The following is a 24,461-nucleotide window of genomic DNA, read 5'->3' on the forward strand; positions in this document are numbered from 1 at the left end:
CTCCATTCGATATTAATCCACCATGCAAGGCTGCGGATAGCAAATTTGGCAGCGTTTAATTTTTCGTTTAACGGTGATGGACCGCAGGCTCATATCCCTTTAACCAGCTTGCATAACCCATCAGCCTCCACATAGTGGTTTCGCTAGCAGCACTGATGACAACGACTACTCATCGCTCTTATTTCTGCCATTATGAGATGAAGTTTCTGCGTTAGCTCAGCCTGTGGCGGTTTCCAAGGAGGGATCTCAGCGGCATCCACCGGCTTCTCTGCTTTTGGTAAGGAGATTGCCCCCCTTATTGCTAAACAAATGTAAATTCGGCTTGCTCACTGACATGGACTAGCGTGCAGCTCGCAACAGCCTTCCGCCGGCGTTTTTCTCTATTTAAAGGAACTACAGTGAGCCTGTCTCCAGCACACCAAGCGCTCTTTTCTCTTGCCACCATGGCTGGTAGTTCCGGTAGAAGAAGTAAAGTGGCACCGCGCACAATGGCATAGCATTCACATACGTGCTCATTCAAGCCTACGCGGTTGAGAATGGTCACATAGCCGCGTCGCCATTTTATGATTCCAAGCTTCTTTAATAGCCGGGCTGCGTCCGTAATGCTTTCCCGACGTACGCCGAGCGCAGCGCCGATTTCCTCTTGGGTGACCGCCATCTCATCTGCCGATGACCGGTCCTGCATTTGTAGCAGGTAGCCGCAAACCCGTTGTCTTGTCGTATGATGACTATTGCATACTGCTAGTTGTGAAATCTGCGTCAGGCGCACTTGGGTGTAGCGCAGCAAGAGCTGGAGCATCGGCCCCTTATGGTAGAACTCTTCCATCAGGCGCGCGGCGCTTATCCTATACGCGTAACCGGCCGCCTGTACCAAGGCGCGCCCTGCAGAACTCTGTCCGCCCATGAACAACGCAACACCAAGCATCCCGTCATTGCCGACTCGAGCGATCTCGGACGTACCACCATCCTCGAGCAGGTAGTCGATCGAGATCGTAGCGGTGGTTGGAAAATATGCATACACCATCTTTCCTTCCACCTGATAGAGTACTTCCCCGTGGGCTAGGGTAATTAGCTCCAGATAGGGCAACAGCCGGTGCAATTCACTGTGCTCAAGCCTCGCCAATAGCCGATTCTGGACCGGGTTATGAAGAGCATCCATAAAAATGAATCCTTTCCCGGCGTAAGCGGACAAAAGGACAAGCGAGTCGTACTATATTAGCCATGAGTGCTCCTGGTTTCAAATGTAGCGGTTGTGAAGTGGATGGCTCATTTAGGCAATAGCGCCTTAGTCCACGCTGTAGTTTTCAAAAATGTCGATTCCACTTCTTCGAACCTTGGTTAACCTGATGCCTTTTGTATCTTTCCCATTCCGGCAGGGAAGCGCGGAGCAACTGCTTCGCCGTTGTACGCCGACTATTCAATATCGGCACCCGCGATGACTGCCTTTGCAAAATGGGATGTATGCAGGCCAGAGCAAGGTGGACGGAAAAGATTGACGGATAGTAAGAGAAAGGATAGCGTGGGCACTTGCCAGAACGGATTCGTGGAACGAAAAGACAGGCCGCAGCAATCGCCCTTCGATTCGGCTCGAATGTAGTCGCGTCTTAATGGCAGTATGCGCTGATATGTGCCATTGTGGTCAATTACTTATCAGCATCCAAGATTAGTGCCATAGACAAGCGGCAGCGCACCAAGAGTCTGGCTACAATGCATGCTCACGGTCAATACATTCAGCCATCGTATGGTGGTATTTCCGAGCAAGAGTGCGAAAGTGTGCAAGCATACAGATGCAGGTGGGTGTGCCGCATAGGCTGTGGTCTCACTCTAAAAGGAAGGCCAATCATGAAAACGGTGTCCAGCTTCAGCAGGATGTCTGACCGAACTCGACTGGGAACCATCAATTACGCGGCCGGTATTGGCGTAGCGGTCAAGGACGGTATCGTGATGCTCAGCGGAGACGCTACTAGCTTTTCTGAAAGTGCGATGCAGCTAGCGCAGCTCAGTGAGTCGGTGGCCTGCGGGCTTCCACGGTCGCGATAGAGGTGGAGTTACCGTAGTCAAGCAAGCACACTGATGTAGACATCGCGTGCACGGTAGAGAACGCCCTGCGCTGGTGTATACGGTGCCTAAGGATGCCACCAGGAAAGTAGGGACTATCTTGGAGAGTGAAGTTGAACATGACAGGCTCGGGCGTAGCGCGAACTACCCGCTGATTTAGCGAAAGTTGGCGCAGCAGGCGAGCGAGCCAAGTGTGTCCGTCAAATCGTGGGAAGCCCATTTCGATAGCTACAGCGACGGAGACTCCTTCACCGCCTCACTTGAAACGACCTTGCTCCGGCTGAGTTTATGTGGGTAGTTTACCGCACGATGACGTTGAATCAATTTGGTTAAGCTGCCTGTTCGCTGACTTGGAGCAGTCTTCAAATGATAACCCGTACAGACGTGCTTAATGCACAACATCTACAAGTCGCACTCGTGTTCAAGAAAATGCTGGGGCTCGAAGAAGCTACGGCGTATTTGCGTTCTGTTCGTGTTGAGCAGAGTCTAATCGACCGCGTGTTTCTTAGTGACAACCATCGACACTTCCCATCCCCCGCGCAAAGCGATACGGGTACTAACGCGCGCAACGATTAGCCTGCAGTGAGCTACATCAGAATTTGGCATGGCGAAACGCAATCTTGTGCCGCGCCGTAGGGCTGACTACCGTAAGCCGCGACGTCTCGAAGCGCGCTCCCCGCTTTCGTCATGGGATATCATGCTCTAAAATTCAGAGATTTGGGCTGTCTCATGTTCGAACACACCGTGGTGGGCTGCCGTCGTCACAAATTCGTGCAAGCAGCGGTTGTGCAGGCCGTTGCTAAGCTGTTGCCTAAAATTAGCGAGAATCGGGCTCTCAAGTTGCTTACCGATGAGCAGGTACCAATCCATGTAATTGAACGCGTCCTATCACCGCTCGGCTGTAGACGCGCGATGATCTATACGCGCTTACCGATGCCGGACATTTCAGGGCATTTCGGTTGGCGGCGCCGTTCGCATGCCTCGCCAGATCAAACCCTCGCTGCGATATGGCTCGGCCGATCCCTGTACTGATTCTGAAACGTTGCACATTACCTTCCAAGCCTGCGTCGGCTGTACGCAACCTTGAGGCCGTTGGTACGAAGCGAGATGATGCTTGCCAAACCGCTGGGGAACGTAGTTTTCCCGGCTACCTCGGTTATCGCCAGGCTGGTGTCTGCCACGCTTTTACCGAGCCTGAGCCAAAGCAGGCTGTCGCAATGGCTCATTTCACGATGTTGCGGCACTTTTTGCGACCGATGAGCCTTCTAGACCGCCCTAATTGATAACAGGGGTTATCATGCAAGGCACTTGCTGTCTCGCGTCGCACGATGAGGGCACGCGCCTGATTGCTGAGCGTTTCCCAGCGGTAGGGTGCGACGCCTGAGGAGCTCACTACGGATAATTCTAAGAAGCGAACGAAAATATCCGAAGAGATGACATCACGAAATGAGCGAGAAGGTAAGTATTGTGGTCGAACATCAGTTCACGAGCGTGCGTTACGCAAGCACATCAGGAGCATGCATTGCAACGGGCACCCCTTAAGCACCGCGAGCGCGAACCTCGAGAGCGTCTGTCGGGTCATACGGCGCGGGCAGAATAATGCCACGACTGCGGATACGATTACCGGGTCGTATAATAAGCGGATCTCGCATCCATCCAAAAAATGAAAATGTATGTACGTTGGATGACCGGTCCAAATCAACACACGAAGTTCCACATGCTTAGCACTGCCTCCCGCGCGGCCTTAGGCGCCGCAATGGCACAGGCTGGCGTTGCAGCGCTCGAAGCATTTCCCCTACAGACGAAATGCGTAGTCGAGTGCCGTCAAAGCATGAATCTATGGACGACCTCCCATCAGCGGCAACAGCGGAAATATGCAGCGTGTGCACGAGGTTGATGATCAGCTGACCGCAGCCCAGTTGGCGGAGTGATCACGGCCTGGAATGGCGGCAACCCGCAGAACGGTGGCTCGATCATTGCCTGCGGCAATCCAATCCTTCTCCGCCAGCTACTACCTTTGATCGCAGGATCGAGCAAAGCGGTCCTAACGAATCCTTTTCCCGGCGCCTCGACCGACTCTGCAAGGCTGAGCGCGGCGGTTGTGATGTGCCCAGTCAATCGCAGCATCGCTTGAAGCATGCAGACACCTCACTCCCCCGCCGGCGATAAGTGTTAGCAATTTCGCTTCATCATCAAGGATGCCTGCCGCCCAAAGCCCATCCATTTCGCCCGCAGCTGCCGCGCAACGTCCTCACTGAGCGACGTCGAGGAGATCGCGAAAATCGGCCGGCTTGATAAAGTGCCGGTCAAATCCTGCTGCTTTGCTTTTTTCGCGAGCGGCAGCGTCGTTCCAAGCGGTTAGGGCCACGATTTTGACGCGGTGGAAAGCCTCGTCCGACCGCAAAGCCATTGCAACCTGATAGCCGTCCATCACAGGCATGCCAATGTCCAAGAATATGGTACTGGGCGCGGTGGCCTTGGCCGCCGCCAATCCTTCTGGCCCGCCATACGCCACGTTCACTTCGAGCCCATATAGACGCAATATTTCCGCAGTCAGATCGGCCGCGTCCACGTTGTCATCGACGATCAATATCCTCTTTGATGATGTCATGTTACCTCCGACCCGGCTCGGCTTCGACCCCTCGTGGTCGCGTTGCGTCAACCAGCGTCTTTTTGGCCGTTTATAAGGCGGGTGAGTTATTCTAAGCGCGCGGCGGGCCGCGCAGCGTTTACTACGCATAGCCCATCTACTAGCAGTCACATATTCTTGCCCAAATATCGGTTAGCGCGGGACGCCTGCCTGAATATTTCGGGTACTAAGCAGCGCCCATACTAGTCGTGACGCACTAATGAAAAGCATGTGACAGGACATTCGTCTTGATGATAAATGGTATCGCTAGAATAAATTGGCCATGCAATCTACTGAATGAGAAGATGCACATGTCTCCTCTAGCTCCTCCAAAGAACTAGATTCAGCCGGCCCAGAGCCGGCTATTTTTTTGCCTGGGGAAACCTCCCCGTCAGACGTGGAAAAACCGCCCGAACGAGTGAGCGACATGGGTAGTGCGATCCCAGACTGCGCGGAATCATCAGACGACAGTTTCTCCAGCCGAACCGGCGTTAGCACACGAGGCTTGAAGTTCCCATCTTAGGCTTCCCCATGCATACAGATAGGCGGTTTCTTGATAATTCCGCTTCTTGCCTGTCTACTGCCTTCAAGTGTGGGCAGCTTCCGCCCTATTGCGGACCTTCAGCCGTCGCGGTTCCCTGCACTGACAAGCGTCTAACAAGATGCGTCCGACAAATAGTTGTGGTTAGCGCAACCCTCACTTCTCGCAACGGCCGTTATGCATGTCGACTTGATGACCCGGTTATCAAGTGAGAGTCACGCTTCAGGTGAGACCATGTTCAAGCAACGTGCGGAAGTCTGGTGACCTAGCAAATGTGATCTTGCCGCCAGAATTACATTACAAACTTGTATCGGCTCTATTTTGTAAGCTGTCGAGAACTTGACGCGGATCAATTACTGCTGAACGAACATGCTTACCCTGAGAGCAGGAGGCGTCATGGAACACCTTAAACGAATAACGATTGAAGCCGGCGGCAATGCGCTATGCAACCTGGCGGCAGAGCTGGATGAGACGCATGCGGCGCCGTTCCAGGCGTGCTTTTTTGACGAACACTGGGAGGCTATCGAGCGGGCGCTCGACAAGCTGGTAAATACTTACTGACTGCAGAGCCTAAGTGGAACTCTGATATCTCGCGGTGGAAGCAATTGGCCGAGGCATTCTGTGGCCGACGCCGCTCGCCAAGCGGAGACAGCACGCGGGTTTGCACGGCAAAACCGATGCCTTCCGCGCGCAAAAGCACTGGTGCACGAGCCAGTCTTCCATCCACAGCAAAACGAATGGCGGCTTCGACAACCGCCGCGTGAACGTAATTTTTGCGGCGTTCTGTAACCATAACTTCGACCTGTATTGAGTTTCTCAGATGGTACCAGAGGGGCAGACACCGGAGCGCATGCCTTTGATAAACAGCCGGAAAGCCGAGTGTAGACGAGCCGTTTCAGGGCGGCTTTTCACGGCTGTGGCCCGTTGAGGTCAAGCAGCGAAGCGGGATATCTGCTCCCGCCCAAAAAGCAGACATTCACCGGTGGACATAACGGCCCACTCACTCGCTGGGAGAATGGCCGAAGAATGCCGGGTCCAGCACCAGATCGCGCAGTAGCTTCAGGCGTGTCTCGGTATCGTCTGCCTGCTGCTCGAATTTGAACGCCATGTTTGGGCGGCCAGCTTCCAATTGCAGCGCTGCGATTTGCCGCGCCAACAAAATACGCTCTTCGACACTACGAATCGCTTCCCACAAACCGTTGTCAATCTCGGCATTTATTTCCGCCATCAGGGAAGCCGGAGAAAACGCATGCCCAGTATGACAGCGGAACCGTACTAGCGGGCCTTCTTTGATTTCCACCAGAACGCCGTGGCAGTCGGGGCAAGTATACTTCGACACCGAACCCAGAGCCATGATCCCTGCTGCCAGGCCATTGCCTTCCAACGCTATCGTCACCTCGGCATTCGCTCGCTCCGCTTGCTGCTGATCAGGCTGCGAAGCTGGGGCGTAGCTCCCTACCGAAGCGATAATCCGGTCTGCAATCTCATGCATGGAGCCTACGCAATCGACCTGTACATGCTCGATTGCACTCTCTGGCATCGAGGAAAAGCTGGCTTCCTGCGGATCTTGGGCAAAGGCCAGTCCGCCGCGATCCTTGATCGCCCATAAACCTGCCGTGCCGTCGTCGAGCGCTCCGGAGAGCACTACACCAATCACGCGCGAACCATAGGCAACCGCGGCTGACCTGAACAGCACATCGATTGACGGACGAGAGCGGCTTTCCTTGGGGCCGCGCGTGATTCGGATGCCCTGCTTGGTAATCATCAGGTGCCGATCGGCACTTGCGGTATAGATTGTCCGCGGCAAAAGTTCGTCACCGTCTCGCGCGACCTTGACATGCATCGGTGTCCGTCTTGCCAATATCCTGTCCAGCTGACTCGGGGCAGATGGCGGGAGATGCAGGACGACCAGAATTGCAGCGTCCAGATCGGCTGGCAGGTAAGCCAACAATCCCGACAGCGCTTCGACGCCGCCGGCGGAGGTGCCTACTACTACGATGTTTCGTACACCATCCGCAAGCCGCATTCTGTTCTTTCTAAAGTGATAAGTTTTACATCGCTGCACTTCCAGGCGACGTGGCCAATCTAGACCGTCCGATTTCGCTCTTAAACGGCATTGAAGGTGCTGCTCAGCTCCCGCGAGTCTTTGTCTCTGGACGCCAGTCCGTCGTAGTTCGACGCCCGTGCAGAGTTAATAGCCTCCTCCAGATCTCGCGCTGAGTCGAGCAGAATATTCCGAAACTACGTTGGTCCATTCGCTTTTTTCAGGAATCAGTTAAGGAAATGCCTGTACGGCCGGGTTTATGATGTGTTCAAGTATTCCACCTATCACCCTGCCAAAAGTACGCTTCAACTACTGCGCTTGCTCAGCAGGAAGCCTAGCCAATGCATTCCCTGAGGCGAAGTCCAGCGCGGCCACTGCATGAATACCACCATCTCGTAGCTTGAGCACTTTCGATTGTTGGAAAGACCATATTACCTCTCTTACCGTCAAGCTGCCTCGGACCCAAATACTTACAAATCACGCATAATTGTTAATTAACTATGATGAAAAAATTTCATATTTTTAATTGGAATTTTGCATGTAAAATTTCTTAAAGGAAGCAATCGTTGGGATGAAGGTGACTAAGGAAAGAAAAGACAAATTAACTTCGCAGCGGGTTGAGGTCGGGCTCGTGTTCCATCAGATGCTTGGTGAACAGGAGGCGAAAGAATACATGCTTAACGTAGGCGTCCCGGTGACGGTAGTCAACCGTGTGCTAGGAAGCCGTAGAGGACGTCGGGAGAGCCCAATAGATGAGGTGGAAAAGCTTTAATGTGATGGGCTTTACACTGCTCTCTACCAAAATGAACACAGCCTATCGGTCGAGGCAGTCTGCTGAGTGCTACGACAACCTACGTAACGTCCAGCCTCATCGGCATCAGCCAGAACGCTCCTAACACAGCGTCGGGCACCTTCTGCTTGCCAAACGCTGGTGGCGACAGATTTCGCACAATACCGAACGCTCGTATACACATTCGATGCACCGATATAGTGTCGGCCACATACAAGGCAGATGTTTTTTTAAGGAAAATTTAATAAATGTTTGACAACTAATGTTGCGTGTACTATCTTAACTACTCAACAACATCTAGTACTTGAGAGAACAAAATGAAACTGCAATCCATCGCCTTGGCAGCAATCCTGAGCACCGCATTTGGCGGCGCAATGGCTGAAAACTACACCTCGCCGACGATCGTCCTGAAAGCTGGGGACGTGAACTGGACCGCTGACTTTGGCACCAGCCATACGATTGGCAACTTTACTGACACGTTCACGTTTAGCTACAGTGGCATGTCCGCCGATGCAACCGGCTTCGCTCGCAACGTGCAAAACAAGAAATGCAATATTGACTTCTACTCCGCAACGCTGAACGGCGTAGAGCTTGACCTGACGAACGGCGCCAAGTATTCCGATATCGATTTCTCGGATCTGCCGGTCAACGGCACACTGACCCTGGTCATTACTGGCAAGGCATTTGGCGACGTCGCCAGCTATGCTGGGACGATCGACGTGACCTCGGCTGTTCCTGAGCCTACCACCTACGGGATGCTGCTGGGCGGTCTGGGGGTCATGGGCTTCCTGGCTCGTCGTCGCAAGGCTTAATTGCACGGTACTCAGCTAGATGGAAGACGCTTCGGCGTCTTTTTTTAAGTCTATTGGTTGGACATCTTCCCTTCGTCACGCGCGCTTGTGAGACGGCTGGCAGCGCTCGAGAACTACACTAACAAGACCGCTACCCACTGCTGCTTTTGGCCGACCTTGACCGTTCGGCGCAGCAAAGCAAGTTACCAACCGGAAAAGTCGCAGACTTTCAGGGCAGGCAACTATCGGCCAACGCGGACCTATATCCCTCTTTTCCCAACGTGCAAGTTTATGAGTTATCCTCGGCGACATATTTATTTCCATACCTCGCTAGCAAGGATGCCCATGTACGTTAAGTCCGACGAAAGCAGGTCCTCTCCACTGGCATCCTAATGTCCAATACCTATATAGCATGGACGCATATAATTCGGAGCAGGCCAATGAAGGATGCTAGACGAAGAGTTACGGACTCGGCCGATGACGGTACACCGCAATCGAGGGCGGACCGTCTTTGTGCTGAGCAAGTCGAGGTTGGCTTGGTCATGCAGGAGATGCTCGGTACACGGGCTGCGGCTACCTATCTCTGCGAGAAGAACATTGCAATCGACATAGCAGCAAGAGCACTGACGCGACCATGGCAGCGTAGATGGCGCCCATCTGTCAATGACGTATCGTTTGAAGCCGCTCCCGCACTACTCTAGCTCTTGAAGAGGGGTTCTGCTTAGCGGACATGCTGCTGCTTTCACCCCAAAGTGGATAAGACTGTGTCCGACGGTGAGGTAGCGCCGATTTCCTCTTGCCTTGCTAAGGGTGTAAGCTGGTCATCCTATGATCCAGCGTCACATCCTGCTAGTTGACGACGAACCTCACGTGGTTCGTGTGCTCCGCCTTTCACTCGAACGAGAGGGATACGACGTGGCCACCGCGATCGATGGCCACGATGCTTGGCAAAGATGACAAAGCGCTGTCGTGATGTACTCATTACAGACATTAACATGAACGATATGGATGGCCGAACGCTGTGTCCTCTGGCGCGAAAAATGTATCCGGACAGTTCGCTCCTCATTCTGGTGATGACTTCGTTGACGGCTTTAGACGAACGCTCCTGGGTGCGACAGGTGAGCAATGCTGACTTTCTAGAGAAGCCTCTTTCGCCTCGACAATTGGTTGCCAGGCTAGCTCGCTACTTTACGTCAGCGTCGTTGCTTCTTGCGCGTGAGGACCGTGGAATTTGTCGCAATTGGGAGCAAGGTCCTGTCGACCTTTGTGAACAGGCCTCAACATTGGAGGCGTCTCGATTGAGCGCTACCACGAGTTATGCAGACTGGTCAACGCCTTTTTCTTGCGCCGCATGGATCATGTACTCACAAAAGCGAACATAAGACACCATTTCTTGATACGGCATTCGCCCATTGATAAAGTCCTTTTGCATTTCTTCGAGGACTTTCCCTGGTGAGCCGACGGCAGCATTGAATTGATCAACCAAGTTCTGGCGATCGGCTGTCAAAGCAACATCGTCCAGAGGTTGACCATCTAGGGAGAGTAACTTGCTCAAGTTGGGAGCCCGGACGTAGTTCATGTAAAACGGAAACAAAAGAGTTCACGAGAGAGCCGTCTGCAGGAAGGGGCTAGCTATGGGTCTTGTCAGCAGCGGTTCGGTCATCATACTGTCGAACCTAGCCGAGTGCCTAGTCTAGTAAACCAAGCAAAGTAGCATTGTCACCTCAGCGGACGAGTGGTGGAGCGCATCCGAGTCAGCCGTCACGAGGCCACTCCCTGCTCAGTTGCCGGCCGTCGAAGATCCACTCTTGACCGGTTGCCACCGTCCAGTGAACGACAGCTCCCGCCTTACTGCGGACGCTCGATCATCCTTGGATTTGCGTGAGCCAGTTGTCCAAAGTAGCGTTATGTCGACTCGAGTAGCCCACTTCAGCCCCTGTCTCACACTTTGCTATAAACTGTCGGACAGAATCGAATTCTAGAGATAACGATAAATGCAAAGTGTGAGTATCGAGACCGCTAAGCGCTTAGTTAGCGTCAATGCCGTCAGCCGGGTTGCCATCGAATGCTTCGACGGCCGCCGCTGGGCCATCGTCCTGCGCGGGCGCGAGGACTTCATTTTGCGATCCGCTCGCCAGGATCCCAAGGCCTACGCCAAGATAGAGACTGCCCTGGCTGAAGTGAGAAGCCTTGGCCTGCGCTTTGCTGAGGTGGAGTTTTCGAAATGGCAGCGTGAGTAGAAGACACTCGGATGAAGTTCGCCTACCAAATCGACTCCTTCGCCAAAAACTTGGGAAATGGATGGGATCTTCGAATACTGAAGGATGGCGAAGAAGTCTGGCATGAGGGGCTTTGGTGCCTGCGCCCAGCCTCGATGAACTTATGACTTGGTGGACCTCCTTGAGTTCTGACGAACAGGCTTCCTGGTGAGATCAGTCCGCAGATCATCGCCCGGCAGGTGCGTACGAGCTCCACATGATGGAGGAAGCTTTTGTTCAAGCTTGACCGCCGCGCGTAGGTGGCTAACTTGCAACAATTTATCATCACCATGAACCGACGCAAAGATCTTCGTACCGCTGAACTCATCGGCATTGCTGTTCTAACCCGCGATGCCTTTGGTATCGACCGGGCATATCGGTATGCCATCCTGGCCGGTCTGAGCGGTACGCTCACCACCAACGTCCTGACCCGGAACAAAACCGCCTTGCGCCACGTGGAAACGATAACCGGCCCCCTCGATCGCCGCCAGATAAGCAATGTCGATAACGGGAAGCGGTGCCGTGAGGATTTTTCGAAATCCAGTACGGGTGCCTCGCCCTCACAGTCAGGCAGCCGATGGATCTCCTTCAATCCAAGCTGATCGTTAAAGCGATTGCCTGGCGGCGCGAGCATGGCTATGCTGGTCGGGGTGGAATAGTTGTTGTGTTTAACGACACAATCGCTGGATGGATGAACGAACTTCGAAATCCTGAACATTGCGAGCCTGGTGCCGTTGCTGTCGACGAGCTGGGGCATACCTGGCGCGCAGTCGGTGGCGATTCTAAATGCGGTGCTGCGCTCTGGATGCCTACGAGTTCAGCAACCTGGCGACGTATGAAAGTGACGATGGTACGGGACCATCGAAAAGCTCGGCCACCCGTGGCAAATACATCCATGGAGGGGGAGCTGGACTTGCATTACAGGTATACGATCGAGCCGCGCTCGGATCACGTGGGCGTCGGGTGGCTACTGCGCTTTTTCGCGGGTGAAGAAGAAGTCGGTGGCGGTATATTCGCTGTGCCAGCACACGATCCGGTCGAGTGCATGAAATGGTGGAACAGGTTGAATGAAGACGATCGTGCCTATTGGCTGAAGCGCGCCATCGAACCAGCAGTGGCCGAAGCCTTCAATGTCTACTTAACAGAGGCGTCCTTTACGGATGCAGAGACCATGGCCCATGCTTGGCTAGAAGATCACGGCCAACGATGAGATAAGCATTAACTCAACATTGAAATGTGATGCGACACCTCGACATTGCCTTAGCCGCTTGGCAATGTCGGGAGGTAATTAGCCCGCCCCAAATACAGCGTGGCAGTCGCGCCCATCCCTCTTGGCGGCGTAGAGGGCCGTGTCTGCACGGCGAATCAACTCCGAAATCATGACGCTCTCATCTGGAACTGCGGTCGCAAGTCCAACACTAACGGAGATCAACCCATTCTTTCCTCTCGCGTGGGGGTATTTCATAGCGCGTACGTCCTCGCACACCCACTTCCCAAACGCGTCGGCCGCTAAGGCGGACGTGCCTGGCAGGAGCATGACGAACTCTTCACCGCCGTAGCGGGCAACCAGCTCCCCGGGCCTACGCGTTGCGTGGCGAAGCCGATCGGCGATCTCCATCAAGCATTCATCGCCTCGCATGTGCCCATAGTGATCGTTAAACGCCTTGAAGTGGTCCACGTCGACCATGGCCACTGCAATGGGCTCCTGCATTCTTCTGTGCCGCGCCCATTCGTCACGCATCCGATTATCGAAATAGCGGCGATTAAAGATCCCTGTCAGCGGATCGCGCCGAGTCATGTCGAGCAGCATTTCCGACTTCTCGCACAGCTCGATCTGGATCCTTACCCGCGCGCGAACGAGCATAGGACTCATCGGTTTTCGGATGACGTCAACGGCCCCCGCCGTCAACGCAGCGAGCTCCTCTCCCTCGTCCATAGAAGACGACACGCATAATATAGGGATATTTTTAGTGAAAACGTCGGCTTGCAGATGCCGGCAAAACAAGAGTCCGTCAATGTCCGGCATATCTATGTCGCAGACAATGAGGTCGGGCAAGATCCGCGCCGTTTCGGCCAACCCCTGGATGCCCCCCAACGCAGTATGGACCTCAGCCAAATCTCCCAAGAGCTTGGCGAGGTGCTCTAAAGCCCACGCGTCGTCGTCGATCACCAAGATTTTCATTGTCGAGAACGCTCTCACTTTCTAGCTAGCCAAACCAGCGAGTTATCAAGTATAGGGTATTTTGTCGTAGACAAATACTGCATCTTACTGGTGAACTGGAGACAGCTAGGCCTGAGATGCACTAGATCGAGTCCGTCAAATTTCGGCTTACTCTCCTATAGCATGCATGCTGTAGCGAGACTCGTTGAGGCACTGCAGACGCAGCATAGTGCTAGGCGTCCAAGAGACGGAGTGGCAAGTCGCACCGGCCTTGGACCGAACGCAAAGGGGTCCTGGCATTGGACTGGCGCTTGTCCAGAAGCTTGTTCAGCTTCACGGGGGATCGGTGGAGGCGCGAAGCGACGGCGCAGGCAAGGGAAGCCGTTTCGTCGGCGGCCTTCCTCTTGCCCAAGGCGCGGCGGTGGTCCCCGCCTCCCCCGATCCCGGCGTTACCGTCATGAAAGCCAGCTCGGGCGCGAAGCTTGTGATCGTGGACGACAACGTCGACTCCGCCGAAACGCTGGCCATGGCCTTGGAGCTGTTCGGCCACTTGCTGCGGACGGCGCACACCGGGGCGGACGCCTTGCGCGAAATCGAAGCGTTCGGGCCAAGCGTCGCTGTGTTGACCATTGGCTTGCGTTCCATGAGCAGGCACGACCTCGCGCGCCGAATCCGGGCCCAGCCTTGGGGAGACGGCATTGTTTTGATCGCCGTTCCCGGCTGGGGCCAAGAGTCCGACAAGCGAGCCGCGGCCGAGGCCGGCTTCGACGTCCACCTCACCAAGCTGGTCGACTTGCGAACATTGAACGAGGAAGTCGCGCGGCTTTTGCGGGCGAAAGCGCCTTGGACCGAACCGAACGCCGACCGCCTAGGGACCTGAAGCTACTCCCCGCATGCCGGATTCGGATGAACACTCGTTGAGGCGACTCGTTTGACGATCCATCCCAAATCAAGGATCCACGAGGCGCCCGCTCGGTCCGTTGAGAACCGTGCTCTGCGACCCCATGCCATTCCCCTGCGCCGGCTTGGCCGCCCCGCCTTGGCCGAAACGCCGCAACCGCGAGCGTCGAAGGACGGCCGCGCGTCAATTCTAGGAGCGCCAAAGGCCGCGCGGTGGCAATTGACAAAAGTCGTGGGAATAGCGATCGCTCAAAGCGACAAGGCACTCGGGACAAAGGCCGTCCTCCAACGCCGCCAGCAACGTCCTGAGCGACGCGGGCTTCGTCAAAAAAACGTCAAACAGGCGAACGGACGGGCTCGCCCGCCACGCGTCGGGGGTGGCGGTCCACCCCACCGCCCTGGCCGAATAGCTGTGGCCTTCCGCACGGCGCAGCGCGCCAAGCAACGCGGGGCCGCCGCAGTCGAGAAAGTCCAGGTCGATGAGGTAGACGTCGAACAGGCGCTCGCGCCTCGCCGCGATTGCCTCCTCCAAGCTGAAAGCGACGGTCGCGGCGTGCCCATGCAGGCGAATCAGCTGCTGGCACATTCGGGCGACTTCCAAGCTGCTGTCGGCGATTAGAATTCTCATTTGCCCACCTCGCTCCGCGCTATCGCGCCAAATACCGGCCTCCTCCAAGACGGCCGTGAGCCGATCGATCAAGACGAAAAAACATCCTCCTGCTCCCGAGCGGCGAGGAGTCGAGTCACTGGGCGATGTCGAGAAGATTGGTAAGGTTCGCTGGCTTCGTGAGGTGCATGTCAAAGCCGGCGGCCTTGCTTCTTTCCCGCGAGGTGGCGTCGCCCCAAGCAGTCAGGGCCACGATCTTCACGCCGCGAAACGCCTCGTCCGACCGCAAGGCCGTGGCCACTTGATAGCCGTCCATGATGGGCATCCCAATGTCCAAGAAGATGACGCTTGGGGCGGTGGCCTTGGCCGCAGCCAAACCTTCCAGCCCACCATACGCCACGTCCACTTCGAGACCGTAGAGGCGCAGCATTTCCGCCGTCAAATCCGCCGCGTCAACATTGTCGTCGACGATCAATATTTTCTTTGCTGATGCCATGCCAACCTCCTGACGCGGCCCGGCTCGGACGCCGCGAGATCGCGTCGCGTCTGGCAGAGTTCTTGGCCTGATTATACGGCGCGCAACCTCGAAAGTGGGTTGCATGAATGTATCGACGCGTGTCGTCGCTCATCCGGCAATTTGATGGCGCGCGTCCTACGCGAGCTCGGCCACTTACCTGACGATGGCCATGAATCCAACGCGTTATCATATTTCCAACATTGAAGGTTCCAAGCGGAGCCGCCAACTTAAGGATAATGACATGCCCAACACAGTCAAAGCCACGCCAAGCCCGTCGAAGAAATCTACCGTCGTCGCGTCTGAATCCTTGAGCGCGATCGACCTGCTCAAAGCCGACCATGACAAGGTTAAGGCCATGTTCGAAAAATACGAGGGGCTCGGCGACCGCGCCATGGCCGCCAAGAAAAAGCTCGCCCGCGAAATCTGCTTGGAGCTGACCAAGCACGCCATCGCGGAGGAGGAGATCTTCTACTCAGCCGTGCGCGAGGCCGTCGCCGACGAGGACATGGTCGACGAGGCGACCGTGGAGCACGCCTGCGCGAAGGACCTGATCGCACAGATCCTCTCCATGGAGCCAAGCGACGATCTCTACGACGCCAAAGTGAAAGTCCTGGGCGAGCAGATCGAGCACCACGTCGAAGAGGAGGAAAAGGAGATGTTCCCCAAAGCGAAAAAAGCCAAGCTCGACATGGCCGAGCTTGGCCATGCCATTCAAGCCCGCAAGGACGAAATAAGCTTGCCTCTCCCGAACTGAGCAGCCATCTCGGCCGAGCTCCTCGCGCCTGCGGGGCCTCGTCTGCGCGGGTTGGCCAGTCGACGCTGCCATCGTTGAATCCGCAACAGTTAGGTTCAAGCGAGTGGAAATCATTCAGCTGCGTTGCTACAATGCCGCTCGCAATTTTTGTCAGCCGCCCGCCCTGCTCCCGCGACGGTTTCCCGCGCCTCATGGCGCGCGGCTTCGCCAACGCGCCCCCATGGCCGCCGACGTTGGTTCCGCTTTCTCCGAAAGTATGAAATGTCCCCGGCGACGGATCAACACATCAGGCGCGCGCGCGCCTAGCGCCCCGCAATCCCGCCCCCTGCGCGACAATGCCTTGGGCCATCGTGAACGAGAGGCCCGCGCGCGCGTCGACGTCTCGAACGCCTTGCGCGGCTGTGCGTTGCCCCAGCACCTTTCAGCCCTTGCTGAAAAAGCTTCCAAGGCGCGTGGTTTCGACCATTGGCGTCTGGCCGGCGCGAGCCATGCGAACGGTTCATCAGCGCGGATAGGCGAGCACTCGATGGCAGCTTTGCCCTGTCTTGGGCAAGCCGTTCAAAGATGGCGCTTTTTCGCGCGACGCGCCATGGGCATGAGGCTAAGGAGCGGCTCATGAACATCCAGCTGAGGAACGACAACCAAATGGCCGACGCGGTTCGCCGCGGCCTCGAAATCGACGCGGTGCGCGGCAGCGTCGCAGCTTGGACGCACATGGCCGCCAACGGGGTCGCACCGGCCACGATCGCGCGAGTGTTGACCTCCGCCTCGCGCCGCCTTGGCGACCCGCCCTTTTTGCATGGCGCGCCTCGCGGCTGAGTCGCGTTCGAGCTCCGCGGATCGACGCCTTGTTGGTCCGTTCTCCCTGCCACCGTTGCGTTGCGCAAGCAATATTTGTATCCGCTGCGCCTTGCCCACGCTCAGCGACGCGTTTTCGCGTTAGGCTTGTCCTGAACAGCGGCGGCAGGCGCGTCGACAACAACGCCTGGTCGCGGACTTGGTCCGCGTTTCGAAGCTAACTGTCGATCGGGGGTGATGCGATGGCATGGGCAGCAGACAAAAACGTTTTCGTCGAAGGGCTCTCCGAGGAGGCCATTGAGCTTCTTTCCATGCGGGAGGCCGTCTTTGACCGTTGGCAGGCCAGCGCGCGCGGCGAGATCGAGGGGGCGGCCGAGCTGCTCGCCCCTGCCCTCACGGACAATCTGCCAAGCCTCTACGACAATCTGGCCGAGGCCATCAGCCCCGGCATGGCCCGCCAGACCGCCACCGAAAACACGACCGCCGCCCAATCCCACGGAAGCGAGCGCGCCCGCCTCACCCGCTTCGGCCCCGACGAGGTCTTGCGCGAATACCAGTTGTTTCGCGACGCCATTCGCGACGTCGCCCACGAGCGCGGCGCGCGGTGGTCCCCCGAGACCTGGGCGTGGATTGGGCGCTCGATCGAGATCGCGGCGCGCGAGTCGCTTCGGGAGTTCGCCGCGACGCATGAAGCGCTGCGTCGCCGCCTCGCCGCGACGCTTTCCCATGACATGCGCGCGCCGCTTTCGGTCATCGCCACGGGGCTGCAACTCATCGCGCTGACCAACGACCTCGGCGCGGCCCAAGTTTTCGCGGACAAAATCAAGCATCAAACCGAGCGGCTCGACGAGATGATCGGTGAGCTTCTCGACGCGCTGACCGCGATGCGGCAGGAGTCGCGCCCCTTGGCCCTCTCGCGCTTCGACATGCTCGATTTGGCGAGCAAAGTGGCGGACGAATTCAAGAAGGAAGGCTCCGGCGCCTTGGCCGTCTCGGGAGAGGTCATCGAGGGCTATTGGTGCGCCGCCGCCATGCGCAGGGCCTTGGAGAACCTGGTCGCGAACGCCATCAAGCACGGCGCACCCGGCGGCGAGGTCGCGATCACCGTCAAACAGGAGCGCGGACGCGTCTCCGTGTCGGTCCACAATTTTGGCCCCGCAATTCCCGCGGACCGTCGCGAGCGCATCTTCGGCTACCTCGCGCGCGACGTCGGCTTGAGCGTCGCCGGGTGGGGCATCGGCCTGCCGTCCGCGCAAAGCGTCGCGGAGGCCCACGGCGGCAGCGTCTTGGTGCACAGCTCCGATGAAGCGGGCACCACATTCACGATCGACGCGCCTATTGACTGCCGGCCCTTCTCAACGGCGCAGTCGCCTTCGCTTCCCCCATCTCTGCGGTCCGAAGGCCTGACTCGATCGGTTGAGAAGGCGCTGATTGTCATTGGGGATTCCTAGCGATCCGCGCTACCCCCATGGCTCCGAGCGAGAGCCGCACCATGGCAAATGTGGGCTTGGCCGCGTAAATCAAATGCATCCAGCGACGGCCCAGTAGGCGTTGGACCAAATGCTGCGGCGCGCAAAACAAGCGCCATGGTTTTTTCCTTTTAGTTACGCTTGCTGCTTGACCATCTGGCGACAGGCGCGCCCCGCCCGCCCGCGGTCCCGACCCTCGAAGCGGCTCGTATCGCCGAGAAAGGATAGCAAGATGAATGTTGTAGCCACGGCGCGCGCGGACGAAACAAAGCTGTCGCTTGAGGCGCGGGAGCTCTTGGCCATGCGGGACGCCGTCTTCGACCTTTGGGAGGCGAGCGTGCGGGCCCAGATCAAAGGCGCTGCCGAGCTAATCGGCCCCGCGCTCACCGACAACTTGCCCAGCCTTTACGAGAATTTAGCCGAGGCCATCAGCCCTGGGCTCGCGCGCGAGACCGCGACCGAAAACTCGACCGCCGCCATGGCGCACGGCAGCGAGCGGGCGCGCTTGACATGCTTCGGGCCCGACGAGGTCCTTCACGAATATCAGCTGTTCAGGGACGCCATCCGCGACGCGGCGCATGCCCGGGGGGCCGCTTGGCCTTCAGAAGTTTGGGCGGCCATTGGTCACTCGATCGAAATCGCCTCACGCGAAGCGCTGAGGGAATACGCCGCCACGCACGAAAGCATTCGCCGCAAGGTCGCCGCTGCGCTGTCGCACGACATGCGCGCCCCGCTGTCGGTCATGAAGACCGGCGCGCAGCTGGTCTGCCTCACGAACGACTCGGCCGTCGCGCACCGAAGCGCGGAGAAGATTTGTCGCCACGCCGACCGGCTCGAATCCATGATGGGCGACCTGCTGGACGCCCTGACGGTTTTTCGGGAGGAGACGCCTCCGCTAATCCTGTCGAATTTCGACATGCTCGAGCTGGTCAACGACGTCGCGCGCCAGTTTTCCGACGGCGGCGGCGGGCCATTCGCCGTTGTTGGCGACAGCGTCGAGGGCCACTGGTGCGCGCCGGCGATGCGCAGGGCGTTGGAGAACTTGGTCTCTAATGCCCTGAAGCACGGCGTCGCCGGAGAAGTTCAGATCGCGATCCGGGAGCGTCGAGGCAGGCTTTCCCTCTCGGTCCACAACCATGGGCGGCCCATCCCGGAAAGCCAGCGCGAGCGTATTTTTGGCTACCTCAACCGCCATCAGGGCGAGGGCGTGCTGGGCTGGGGCATCGGGCTGTCCTTCGTCCGCAGCGTCGCTGAATCCCATGGTGGCAGCGCGGCGGTCGACAGTTCCGACGTCGAAGGCACGACGTTCACCATCGAGGTTCCGGTCGACTGCCGGCCTTTCGTCAAGCACGCCACGAAGTGCGCGCAACCCGCGCGCTGACCGAGACCCATACGGCATACGATTGCGAAAGGCCAGCGCCGCGCAACCGATCCCGCAATGGCAGACAGGAGCGAAACATGTCGATGAACGTTCCAACGCAGGCGCCTCGGCTCGACTCGTCGGCCTCAACCGCGCCGACGTCGGCCACGGGCGGCGCCAAGAATGTCCGCGCCTTCGCCGCCTCAGTCGGCGCCGAGCTTGCGCGCGACGTTCAATGAGACGCGTCGCAGCGGCGCCGGGCCGAGCTCTTCCTTGACTGGCCAAAATTGGGCTGCGGCTCCCCACGCCAACGCCCATTTGGCCGCCGTGCTCCGCCCGCCCAGGTCGGAGCTCGCCACCAGCCGCTCCATGGCGACCGCCTTGCGCTATCGCGCGTAGGCGTGGGCTCAGCCGCGCGGTCGGCAAATGCTCAACGCGCCCTACATGGTTCTCCTGAGCAGCGTCCATCGTAACGCTTAGCCGCTTGAGCAAGCTTGGCTTGGCGATTGAGCGTGGCAATGTTTGATCCAAATCAAAGAATCAATCTTACTTGTTGCGTTTCAATCCGCCAACCGCCGACAGGCCAATGAGACCTATTCCTACTTCGATTCAGACTTGCTGCCCCATAATTGACCCGCTCTGGCGCGCCACGAGCGCGCCGGCCCTGAAACGACCGGAAGATCACATGACCACGGATTACGAACAACCCTCGCCCTGCCCATGGCCCACCGGGTTGCCTTGGACGGCGGCCTACGATTGGGCGATCGGGCACATGCCCTGTCCCGCCTTTCGTTGCGACGCGCAAGGAGCGGTGGTGGGGCACAATGCCGCAGCCGAGAGGATCTGGGGAGGCCCGCCATCGCCCGTGGCCGGCTTGTGGAGCGGCTTCGCGGCCCTTCGACGTCCGGACGGGACGCCCGTCGCGCCGTCTGATTCGCCAGCCGCAGTCGCGGCGAGCGGCGCGTTGCTGTTTCCTGAGGAGATGTTGGTCAAGTCCTTGGACGGCCAGTCCCGCCACGTGGTCTTCCATGCGCGCCCCCTCCTCGACGGTCAAGGTCGCCCCGGCGGCTCCCTGTGCGTCCTTACCGACGTCAGCGAGCGCCGGCGTCTTGAAGACAAGGCCAAGGCGGCCGAGGAGGACCGCTCCGTGTTTCTCTCCATGCTGGGCCACGAGCTGCGCAATCCCCTCGCGCCGATCATGAGCGCGGCGACCGCCATGCGCGCGCTGTCGGCCGACCCTTCGATTTCCCGAATGGCCGAGGTCGTCGAGCGACAAGCCCACCAGCTTTCGCGCTTCATCGCCGACTTGCTGCACGCCGCGCGGCTCGACGGCCCCGCCGCCGTACCCATCGCGCAGCGCGACACCGACGTGGGCGAGGTACTCGACCGGGCCGTGGACATCGCCTCGGCGTCTATGCGTGCCCGGGGCCAGTCCCTGTGCGTTGACGCCGCCAATCGCTCTGTAGGCCTGCGCTGCGATCCGGAGCGCATCGCCCAAGCCCTGGGCAACGCCCTGCTCAACGCCAGCGACTATTCCCCCGCGGGCGCCAGCATTGGTCTGCGGGCGTCGGTCGGCGGCGGCCTGCTCGAAGCCAGCGTGTCCGACGAGGGGATGGGGATCGAGCCTGGACATCTTGGCGAAATTTTCGAGCCGTTCAAGCGCTTCGCCGCCGCACCCAACAAGCCTACGCCCGGCGCGGGCCTGGGCTTGTCGATCGCCAAGAGCGTCGCCGAGGCCCATGGGGGAGCGGTCTTCGTCCGCAGTGCTGGGCCCGGCTTGGGGACGACCGTCACGTTTGCCCTCCCCATCGCTCGCCCATCCCATTGTCCGCGCGGCTAAGGCGGCCGGGCGCGAGTTACCATCTCCGTTGACCTCATATCGATTCCAGCCGCCCGCCTTGCCTGAACAAAGCGCCTTGTCCACGGCCTTGACCAAGCCCAATGGGCGCATGAATCGTCGGGGACGACGGTGGCCAACCCTGTGCTGATCGGCAACTGACCATTCTGCCCCAACGCGTGCGGATAATTCTGGGCTTTCCATGATTTGACGGATACTTCCTGCTAGTCGCTGGACTTGCACCTCTCGAGTCCGATGGAATGATAGACCCATTCCCAAACCGAGACATCCGGAGGCAACCATGAGCAACCCTACCGTTGCGACGCAAGCAATCTCGACTGTCCCGGCGACGATTCTTGGCCGCCACCAACCTCGAATTCCCACAGCCGGCAGGATCCGTGCCGGCATCAAGGTACTGACCAAGGCTGCCGCCAGCGATCCCCGGATTCGGGCCCTGTATGAAGACGGACTAGCGCACCATGCCACCTTCGAGCAGATCGAGCAAAGGATCACCGAGCAGTTCCCGGACGTGAAAACGCCCTTGGCACCGAAGAACGTGGCGTGGTTCACCGTCCGTCCCAACGACTTCCCGAATCCTGCGGTTGCCAGCCAGATTCTCGACGCCTATGGCGAGGACCGCGGCGACGGTGTCATTCGCCTGTACCGCTTCCCCGTCCTCTTCCCTGCCGACGCTTGGCAAAGCGTCATGCCACACGAACTGGTTTGCTGGACACGCAACGAAAAGCGCTACTGGAGCGAATACTCGGCCGACGGCCAGACCCGGCGCTGCATGATGTTCGCGCCGGCCAAGATCGACGCGCGCAGCCAGCGTGCCGTGCGCACGTTCGGTGGACGGGGTACGCAGCCCCGCCCCGACAACGGCGGCCTGTGCGATCCCGAGCGCTGCCACGAATTCCAGCATCGTCAGTGCAACCTGTCGGGCCGCTTCCTCTTCTACATTCCCGGTATCCGCTCGCTCGACGCCTTCGAGCTGCATACCAACAGCTTCTATGCCCTGTCGCGCGCCATCGAGCGCTTCGAAGCCATTGCCTTCCTGCGCGGCGGACGCATCGCAGGCTTCCTCGACCGGCAAGGCACGACGTTCTACCTCACCAAGAAGCTGCGCGAGGTGTCGCATCTCGACCAGAAGACGGGACAACCGGTGCGCAACGCGCACTGGATCATCGAACTGGAAGCGCCGGTGGACGTGGCCGCCCTCCTCGACCAGCGCGATGATGACGCCACGCTGCGCATGGCAGACGCGGCAGCCCAGGCCCTGCAAGGTGGCGAGCCGGTCATGCACGACATGCTGCCCGATACTATGCCCCAGGCGCATCAGCCGGTGAATGAGGCAGCGCGTGACGCAGCGCACAGTTCCCGCGCCAACCAACCAGCGCCAGTGCAAGCAGCCTGTACGAACGAATCAGGTACCGGCGTGGATGCGGTCTATGCGCTGGCCGTCAGCCTGGGCATCGACCGCGCCGAGCTGGATACCTATCTGAACCGGACATGGGGAGAGGGCTGGTGTCGCAATGCCCAAGGCGTCAAGCGCGTGCTGGCCGAGTTGACACGCATGCAGGATGATCCCGACGGATTGCGCACCCGGATCCATGCGGAACCCAGCGCCCGGCCCTGAGGAGCGTACCATGCTCACGATTGCACACTTCTCCGACCTGCACTATGCAAACGAGACCCTGGCGGAAGTGGACCCGTGCTTCCGCTTCGCAGTGGACGAGGCCATCCGGCGACGCGTCGATGTCGCCATCATCACCGGTGACACCACCGACCACGCCCTGCCCGCCCATTCCCCGGCTTTTGCCGCGCTGGCACGGAACATTCGACGCTTGGCAGACCATTGCCCCGTCCTGCTCCTGCAAGGCACGTTCAGCCACGAGCCGCCGGGCATGCTGCGCCTGTTCTCCCTACTGGGCGGACGCCATCCCATCCATGTAAGCGACCGGATCGAGCAGGTGGCGCTGCTCGATCGCGGTAGCTGGGAACCCTCAGCCAGCTGGCGGTTCACCGCTGTCCCCGCCAACGCAAGGCTCTTATGCCATTGCCTTCCCACGCTGAACAAGGCCACCCTCGCGGCGGCAGTCGGCGCCGGCGACGCCACCACCGCGATGGGCGATCAGCTCGCCACCCTGCTGGCCGGACTGGCGCCTCTCAACGCTGCCGCCCGCGCGCAAGACCTGCCAACCATCGGCCTGTCGCACGGCACGGTACGCGGTTGCACAACGGAGCATGGCGTACTCATGGCCGGGCTGGATCACGAATTCACCACCGGCGCCCTATTCGCGGCCGGTGCCAGCGCCTTCATGCTTGGCCATATCCACAAGCATCAGGCGTGGCGCGAGGGCGAGCGTCTCATCGCCTATCCAGGGTCGATCGGGCGGCTGCACTACGGCGAACAGGGTGACAAGGGCTTCTTGCTGTGGGAGATCGATGCGCATGGTGCCCGCGCCACGCACATTCCGACGCCAGCGCGCCGCACCCACGAACTCGTCTTCGACGGCGCCCCCGACCTGGCCACCCTGTCGGCCTTCGCCGCCGAGCATGATTTGAAAGGCGCCTGGGTACGCGTTCGCTGGAGCATCGCCGAGGAAGCCGCCCACGCGGTCGATCGCGACGCCATCGCCGCCACGCTGGTTGGTGCGGCCGGCATCAAGCTGGAAGGCCGCGTGCTGCCGGTGTTGCGCTCACGCGCCGCGGGTATGGCCCGCATCCACGACCTACGCACGCAGCTAGCGACTTGGGCGAAAATGACCGCCACCGATGCCGCGCCCCTGCTGGCATGCCTGCACGCGCTGGATCAACAGGGGCCCGAGGCGATCGCGCAGCAGCTCCTCGCCGCGCAAGTCGAGGATGCCGACTTGCACGCGGAGAACGGTGAGGGATCATGGAATCGTCCCTCGGAGCCGCAAGGCCCACTCACCGCATGAAAGGA

23 protein-coding genes are annotated in these 24,461 nt (G+C 58.8%); 16 read left to right on the forward strand and 7 right to left on the reverse strand.

All coding sequences use genetic code 11. The features are described 5' to 3' along the window. Positions 1 to 301 precede the first annotated feature (301 nt). Both OU994_RS17380 and OU994_RS17385 read right to left on the reverse strand, forming a co-directional pair. Entirely contained in the window at positions 302 to 1,159 is an 858-nt protein-coding gene (locus OU994_RS17380; RefSeq protein WP_281606894.1) for a Crp/Fnr family transcriptional regulator, read from the reverse strand. Positions 1,160 to 4,309: 3,150 nt separating this feature from the next. Then, positions 4,310 to 4,669, reverse strand: a complete 360-nt coding sequence (locus OU994_RS17385) for a response regulator (protein WP_281606895.1) — start codon at positions 4,667 to 4,669, stop codon at positions 4,310 to 4,312. Positions 4,670 to 5,624: 955 nt separating this feature from the next. Here OU994_RS17385 and OU994_RS17390 point away from each other — a divergent pair. Together OU994_RS17390 and OU994_RS17395 are read left to right on the forward strand one after the other, a co-directional pair. After that, entirely contained in the window at positions 5,625 to 5,789 is a 165-nt protein-coding gene (locus OU994_RS17390; RefSeq protein WP_281606896.1) for a hypothetical protein, read from the forward strand. A gap of 34 nt (positions 5,790 to 5,823) precedes the next feature. Further along, positions 5,824 to 6,039, forward strand: a complete 216-nt coding sequence (locus OU994_RS17395) for a hypothetical protein (protein WP_281606897.1) — start codon at positions 5,824 to 5,826, stop codon at positions 6,037 to 6,039. A gap of 189 nt (positions 6,040 to 6,228) precedes the next feature. Here the strand turns inward: OU994_RS17395 and OU994_RS17400 are convergent, their stop codons facing one another. Further along, positions 6,229 to 7,254, reverse strand: coding sequence for a chemotaxis protein CheB (locus OU994_RS17400; protein ID WP_281606898.1), 1,026 nt, complete (start codon positions 7,252 to 7,254; stop codon positions 6,229 to 6,231). Between the two features lie 1,125 nt (positions 7,255 to 8,379). Here OU994_RS17400 and OU994_RS17405 point away from each other — a divergent pair. After that, positions 8,380 to 8,874 carry an FxDxF family PEP-CTERM protein gene (locus OU994_RS17405; protein ID WP_281606899.1) on the forward strand — a complete coding sequence of 165 codons (495 nt, stop codon included), beginning with the start codon at positions 8,380 to 8,382 and terminating at the stop codon, positions 8,872 to 8,874. 923 nt (positions 8,875 to 9,797) lie between these two features. Next, positions 9,798 to 10,235, forward strand: coding sequence for a PleD family two-component system response regulator (locus OU994_RS31765; RefSeq protein WP_373922464.1), 438 nt, complete (start codon positions 9,798 to 9,800; stop codon positions 10,233 to 10,235). Here the strand turns inward: OU994_RS31765 and OU994_RS17410 are convergent. Continuing rightward, on the reverse strand, positions 10,169 to 10,408 hold the full coding sequence (locus tag OU994_RS17410; protein ID WP_281606900.1) for a hypothetical protein: 240 nt from the start codon (positions 10,406 to 10,408) through the stop codon (positions 10,169 to 10,171). The genes OU994_RS31765 and OU994_RS17410 overlap by 67 nt on opposite strands. 448 nt (positions 10,409 to 10,856) lie before the next feature. Here OU994_RS17410 and OU994_RS17415 point away from each other — a divergent pair, with 448 nt between their 5' ends. The 3 genes from OU994_RS17415 to OU994_RS17425 all read left to right on the forward strand — a co-directional run bounded on the left by OU994_RS17415 (position 10,857) and on the right by OU994_RS17425 (position 12,321). After that, a complete protein-coding gene (locus OU994_RS17415) occupies positions 10,857 to 11,093 on the forward strand; it encodes a hypothetical protein (protein WP_281606901.1) in 237 nt (78 codons plus the stop codon). Between the two features lie 287 nt (positions 11,094 to 11,380). After that, the gene (locus OU994_RS17420; protein ID WP_281606902.1) at positions 11,381 to 11,713 is read left to right on the forward strand and encodes a hypothetical protein; all 333 of its coding nucleotides are present in this window, start codon (positions 11,381 to 11,383) and stop codon (positions 11,711 to 11,713) included. Continuing rightward, entirely contained in the window at positions 11,689 to 12,321 is a 633-nt protein-coding gene (locus tag OU994_RS17425) for a hypothetical protein (protein WP_281606903.1), read from the forward strand. The genes OU994_RS17420 and OU994_RS17425 overlap by 25 nt, the downstream gene beginning before the upstream one ends. Positions 12,322 to 12,399: 78 nt before the next feature. Here OU994_RS17425 and OU994_RS17430 read toward each other — a convergent pair whose 3' ends face one another. Further along, positions 12,400 to 13,281, reverse strand: a complete 882-nt coding sequence (locus tag OU994_RS17430; protein ID WP_281606904.1) for a diguanylate cyclase domain-containing protein — start codon at positions 13,279 to 13,281, stop codon at positions 12,400 to 12,402. Between the two features lie 337 nt (positions 13,282 to 13,618). Here OU994_RS17430 and OU994_RS17435 point away from each other — a divergent pair, with 337 nt between their 5' ends. Next, a complete protein-coding gene (locus OU994_RS17435) occupies positions 13,619 to 14,152 on the forward strand; it encodes a response regulator (protein WP_281606905.1) in 534 nt (177 codons plus the stop codon). A 210-nt stretch (positions 14,153 to 14,362) separates the two neighbouring features. Here OU994_RS17435 and OU994_RS17440 read toward each other — a convergent pair whose 3' ends face one another. Both OU994_RS17440 and OU994_RS17445 read right to left on the reverse strand, forming a co-directional pair. Next, positions 14,363 to 14,800, reverse strand: a complete 438-nt coding sequence (locus OU994_RS17440; protein WP_281606906.1) for a hypothetical protein — start codon at positions 14,798 to 14,800, stop codon at positions 14,363 to 14,365. Between the two features lie 115 nt (positions 14,801 to 14,915). Continuing rightward, positions 14,916 to 15,275: a response regulator gene (locus OU994_RS17445; protein WP_281606907.1), complete on the reverse strand. Its 360-nt coding sequence runs from the start codon at positions 15,273 to 15,275 to the stop codon at positions 14,916 to 14,918. Between the two features lie 262 nt (positions 15,276 to 15,537). On the opposite strand from OU994_RS17445, the gene OU994_RS17450 reads away from it, so the two are divergent. The 8 genes from OU994_RS17450 to OU994_RS17485 all read left to right on the forward strand — a co-directional run bounded on the left by OU994_RS17450 (position 15,538) and on the right by OU994_RS17485 (position 24,456). Continuing rightward, complete coding sequence (locus OU994_RS17450; RefSeq protein ID WP_281606908.1) at positions 15,538 to 16,050, forward strand: hemerythrin domain-containing protein; 513 nt, start codon at positions 15,538 to 15,540, stop codon at positions 16,048 to 16,050. Positions 16,051 to 16,665: 615 nt separating this feature from the next. Then, a complete protein-coding gene (locus OU994_RS17455) occupies positions 16,666 to 16,869 on the forward strand; it encodes a hypothetical protein (RefSeq protein ID WP_281606909.1) in 204 nt (67 codons plus the stop codon). Between the two features lie 221 nt (positions 16,870 to 17,090). Beyond that, on the forward strand, positions 17,091 to 18,299 hold the full coding sequence (locus OU994_RS17460; protein WP_281606910.1) for a sensor histidine kinase KdpD: 1,209 nt from the start codon (positions 17,091 to 17,093) through the stop codon (positions 18,297 to 18,299). 250 nt (positions 18,300 to 18,549) lie between these two features. Beyond that, positions 18,550 to 19,698 (forward strand): sensor histidine kinase KdpD, encoded by a 1,149-nt coding sequence (locus OU994_RS17465; RefSeq protein ID WP_281606911.1) that lies wholly within the window; start codon positions 18,550 to 18,552, stop codon positions 19,696 to 19,698. A gap of 77 nt (positions 19,699 to 19,775) precedes the next feature. Next, positions 19,776 to 19,916 (forward strand): hypothetical protein, encoded by a 141-nt coding sequence (locus OU994_RS17470; protein WP_281606912.1) that lies wholly within the window; start codon positions 19,776 to 19,778, stop codon positions 19,914 to 19,916. A 446-nt stretch (positions 19,917 to 20,362) separates the two neighbouring features. Further along, positions 20,363 to 21,517: a PAS domain-containing sensor histidine kinase gene (locus OU994_RS17475; protein WP_281606913.1), complete on the forward strand. Its 1,155-nt coding sequence runs from the start codon at positions 20,363 to 20,365 to the stop codon at positions 21,515 to 21,517. Between the two features lie 298 nt (positions 21,518 to 21,815). Beyond that, complete coding sequence (locus OU994_RS17480) at positions 21,816 to 23,150, forward strand: hypothetical protein (RefSeq protein ID WP_281606914.1); 1,335 nt, start codon at positions 21,816 to 21,818, stop codon at positions 23,148 to 23,150. 10 nt (positions 23,151 to 23,160) lie between these two features. Next, positions 23,161 to 24,456: a metallophosphatase family protein gene (locus OU994_RS17485; protein WP_281606915.1), complete on the forward strand. Its 1,296-nt coding sequence runs from the start codon at positions 23,161 to 23,163 to the stop codon at positions 24,454 to 24,456. Positions 24,457 to 24,461 lie beyond the last annotated feature (5 nt).

The organism is Pseudoduganella sp. SL102, from assembly GCF_027856995.1.
GTDB lineage: Bacteria > Pseudomonadota > Gammaproteobacteria > Burkholderiales > Burkholderiaceae_D > Rugamonas > Rugamonas albidiflava.

Excerpts from the sequence above, each read along its gene's own strand:
- OU994_RS17390 (WP_281606896.1), top strand. The coding sequence starts at position 5,625 with ATGGAACACCTTAAACGAATAACGATTGAAGCCGGCGGCAATGCGCTA.
- OU994_RS17475 (WP_281606913.1), top strand. The coding sequence starts at position 20,363 with ATGACCACGGATTACGAACAACCCTCGCCCTGCCCATGGCCCACCGGG.
- OU994_RS17480 (WP_281606914.1), top strand. The coding sequence starts at position 21,816 with ATGAGCAACCCTACCGTTGCGACGCAAGCAATCTCGACTGTCCCGGCG.
- OU994_RS17455 (WP_281606909.1), top strand. The coding sequence starts at position 16,666 with ATGAACATCCAGCTGAGGAACGACAACCAAATGGCCGACGCGGTTCGC.
- OU994_RS17450 (WP_281606908.1), top strand. The coding sequence starts at position 15,538 with ATGCCCAACACAGTCAAAGCCACGCCAAGCCCGTCGAAGAAATCTACC.
- OU994_RS17405 (WP_281606899.1), top strand. The coding sequence starts at position 8,380 with ATGAAACTGCAATCCATCGCCTTGGCAGCAATCCTGAGCACCGCATTT.
- OU994_RS17425 (WP_281606903.1), top strand. The coding sequence starts at position 11,689 with ATGGATCTCCTTCAATCCAAGCTGATCGTTAAAGCGATTGCCTGGCGG.
- OU994_RS17460 (WP_281606910.1), top strand. The coding sequence starts at position 17,091 with ATGGCATGGGCAGCAGACAAAAACGTTTTCGTCGAAGGGCTCTCCGAG.
- OU994_RS17380 (WP_281606894.1), bottom strand. The coding sequence starts at position 1,159 with ATGGATGCTCTTCATAACCCGGTCCAGAATCGGCTATTGGCGAGGCTT.
- OU994_RS17440 (WP_281606906.1), bottom strand. The coding sequence starts at position 14,800 with ATGAGAATTCTAATCGCCGACAGCAGCTTGGAAGTCGCCCGAATGTGC.
- OU994_RS17485 (WP_281606915.1), top strand. The coding sequence starts at position 23,161 with ATGCTCACGATTGCACACTTCTCCGACCTGCACTATGCAAACGAGACC.
- OU994_RS17470 (WP_281606912.1), top strand. The coding sequence starts at position 19,776 with ATGTCGATGAACGTTCCAACGCAGGCGCCTCGGCTCGACTCGTCGGCC.
- OU994_RS17465 (WP_281606911.1), top strand. The coding sequence starts at position 18,550 with ATGAATGTTGTAGCCACGGCGCGCGCGGACGAAACAAAGCTGTCGCTT.
- OU994_RS17385 (WP_281606895.1), bottom strand. The coding sequence starts at position 4,669 with ATGACATCATCAAAGAGGATATTGATCGTCGATGACAACGTGGACGCG.
- OU994_RS17400 (WP_281606898.1), bottom strand. The coding sequence starts at position 7,254 with ATGCGGCTTGCGGATGGTGTACGAAACATCGTAGTAGTAGGCACCTCC.
- OU994_RS17445 (WP_281606907.1), bottom strand. The coding sequence starts at position 15,275 with ATGGCATCAGCAAAGAAAATATTGATCGTCGACGACAATGTTGACGCG.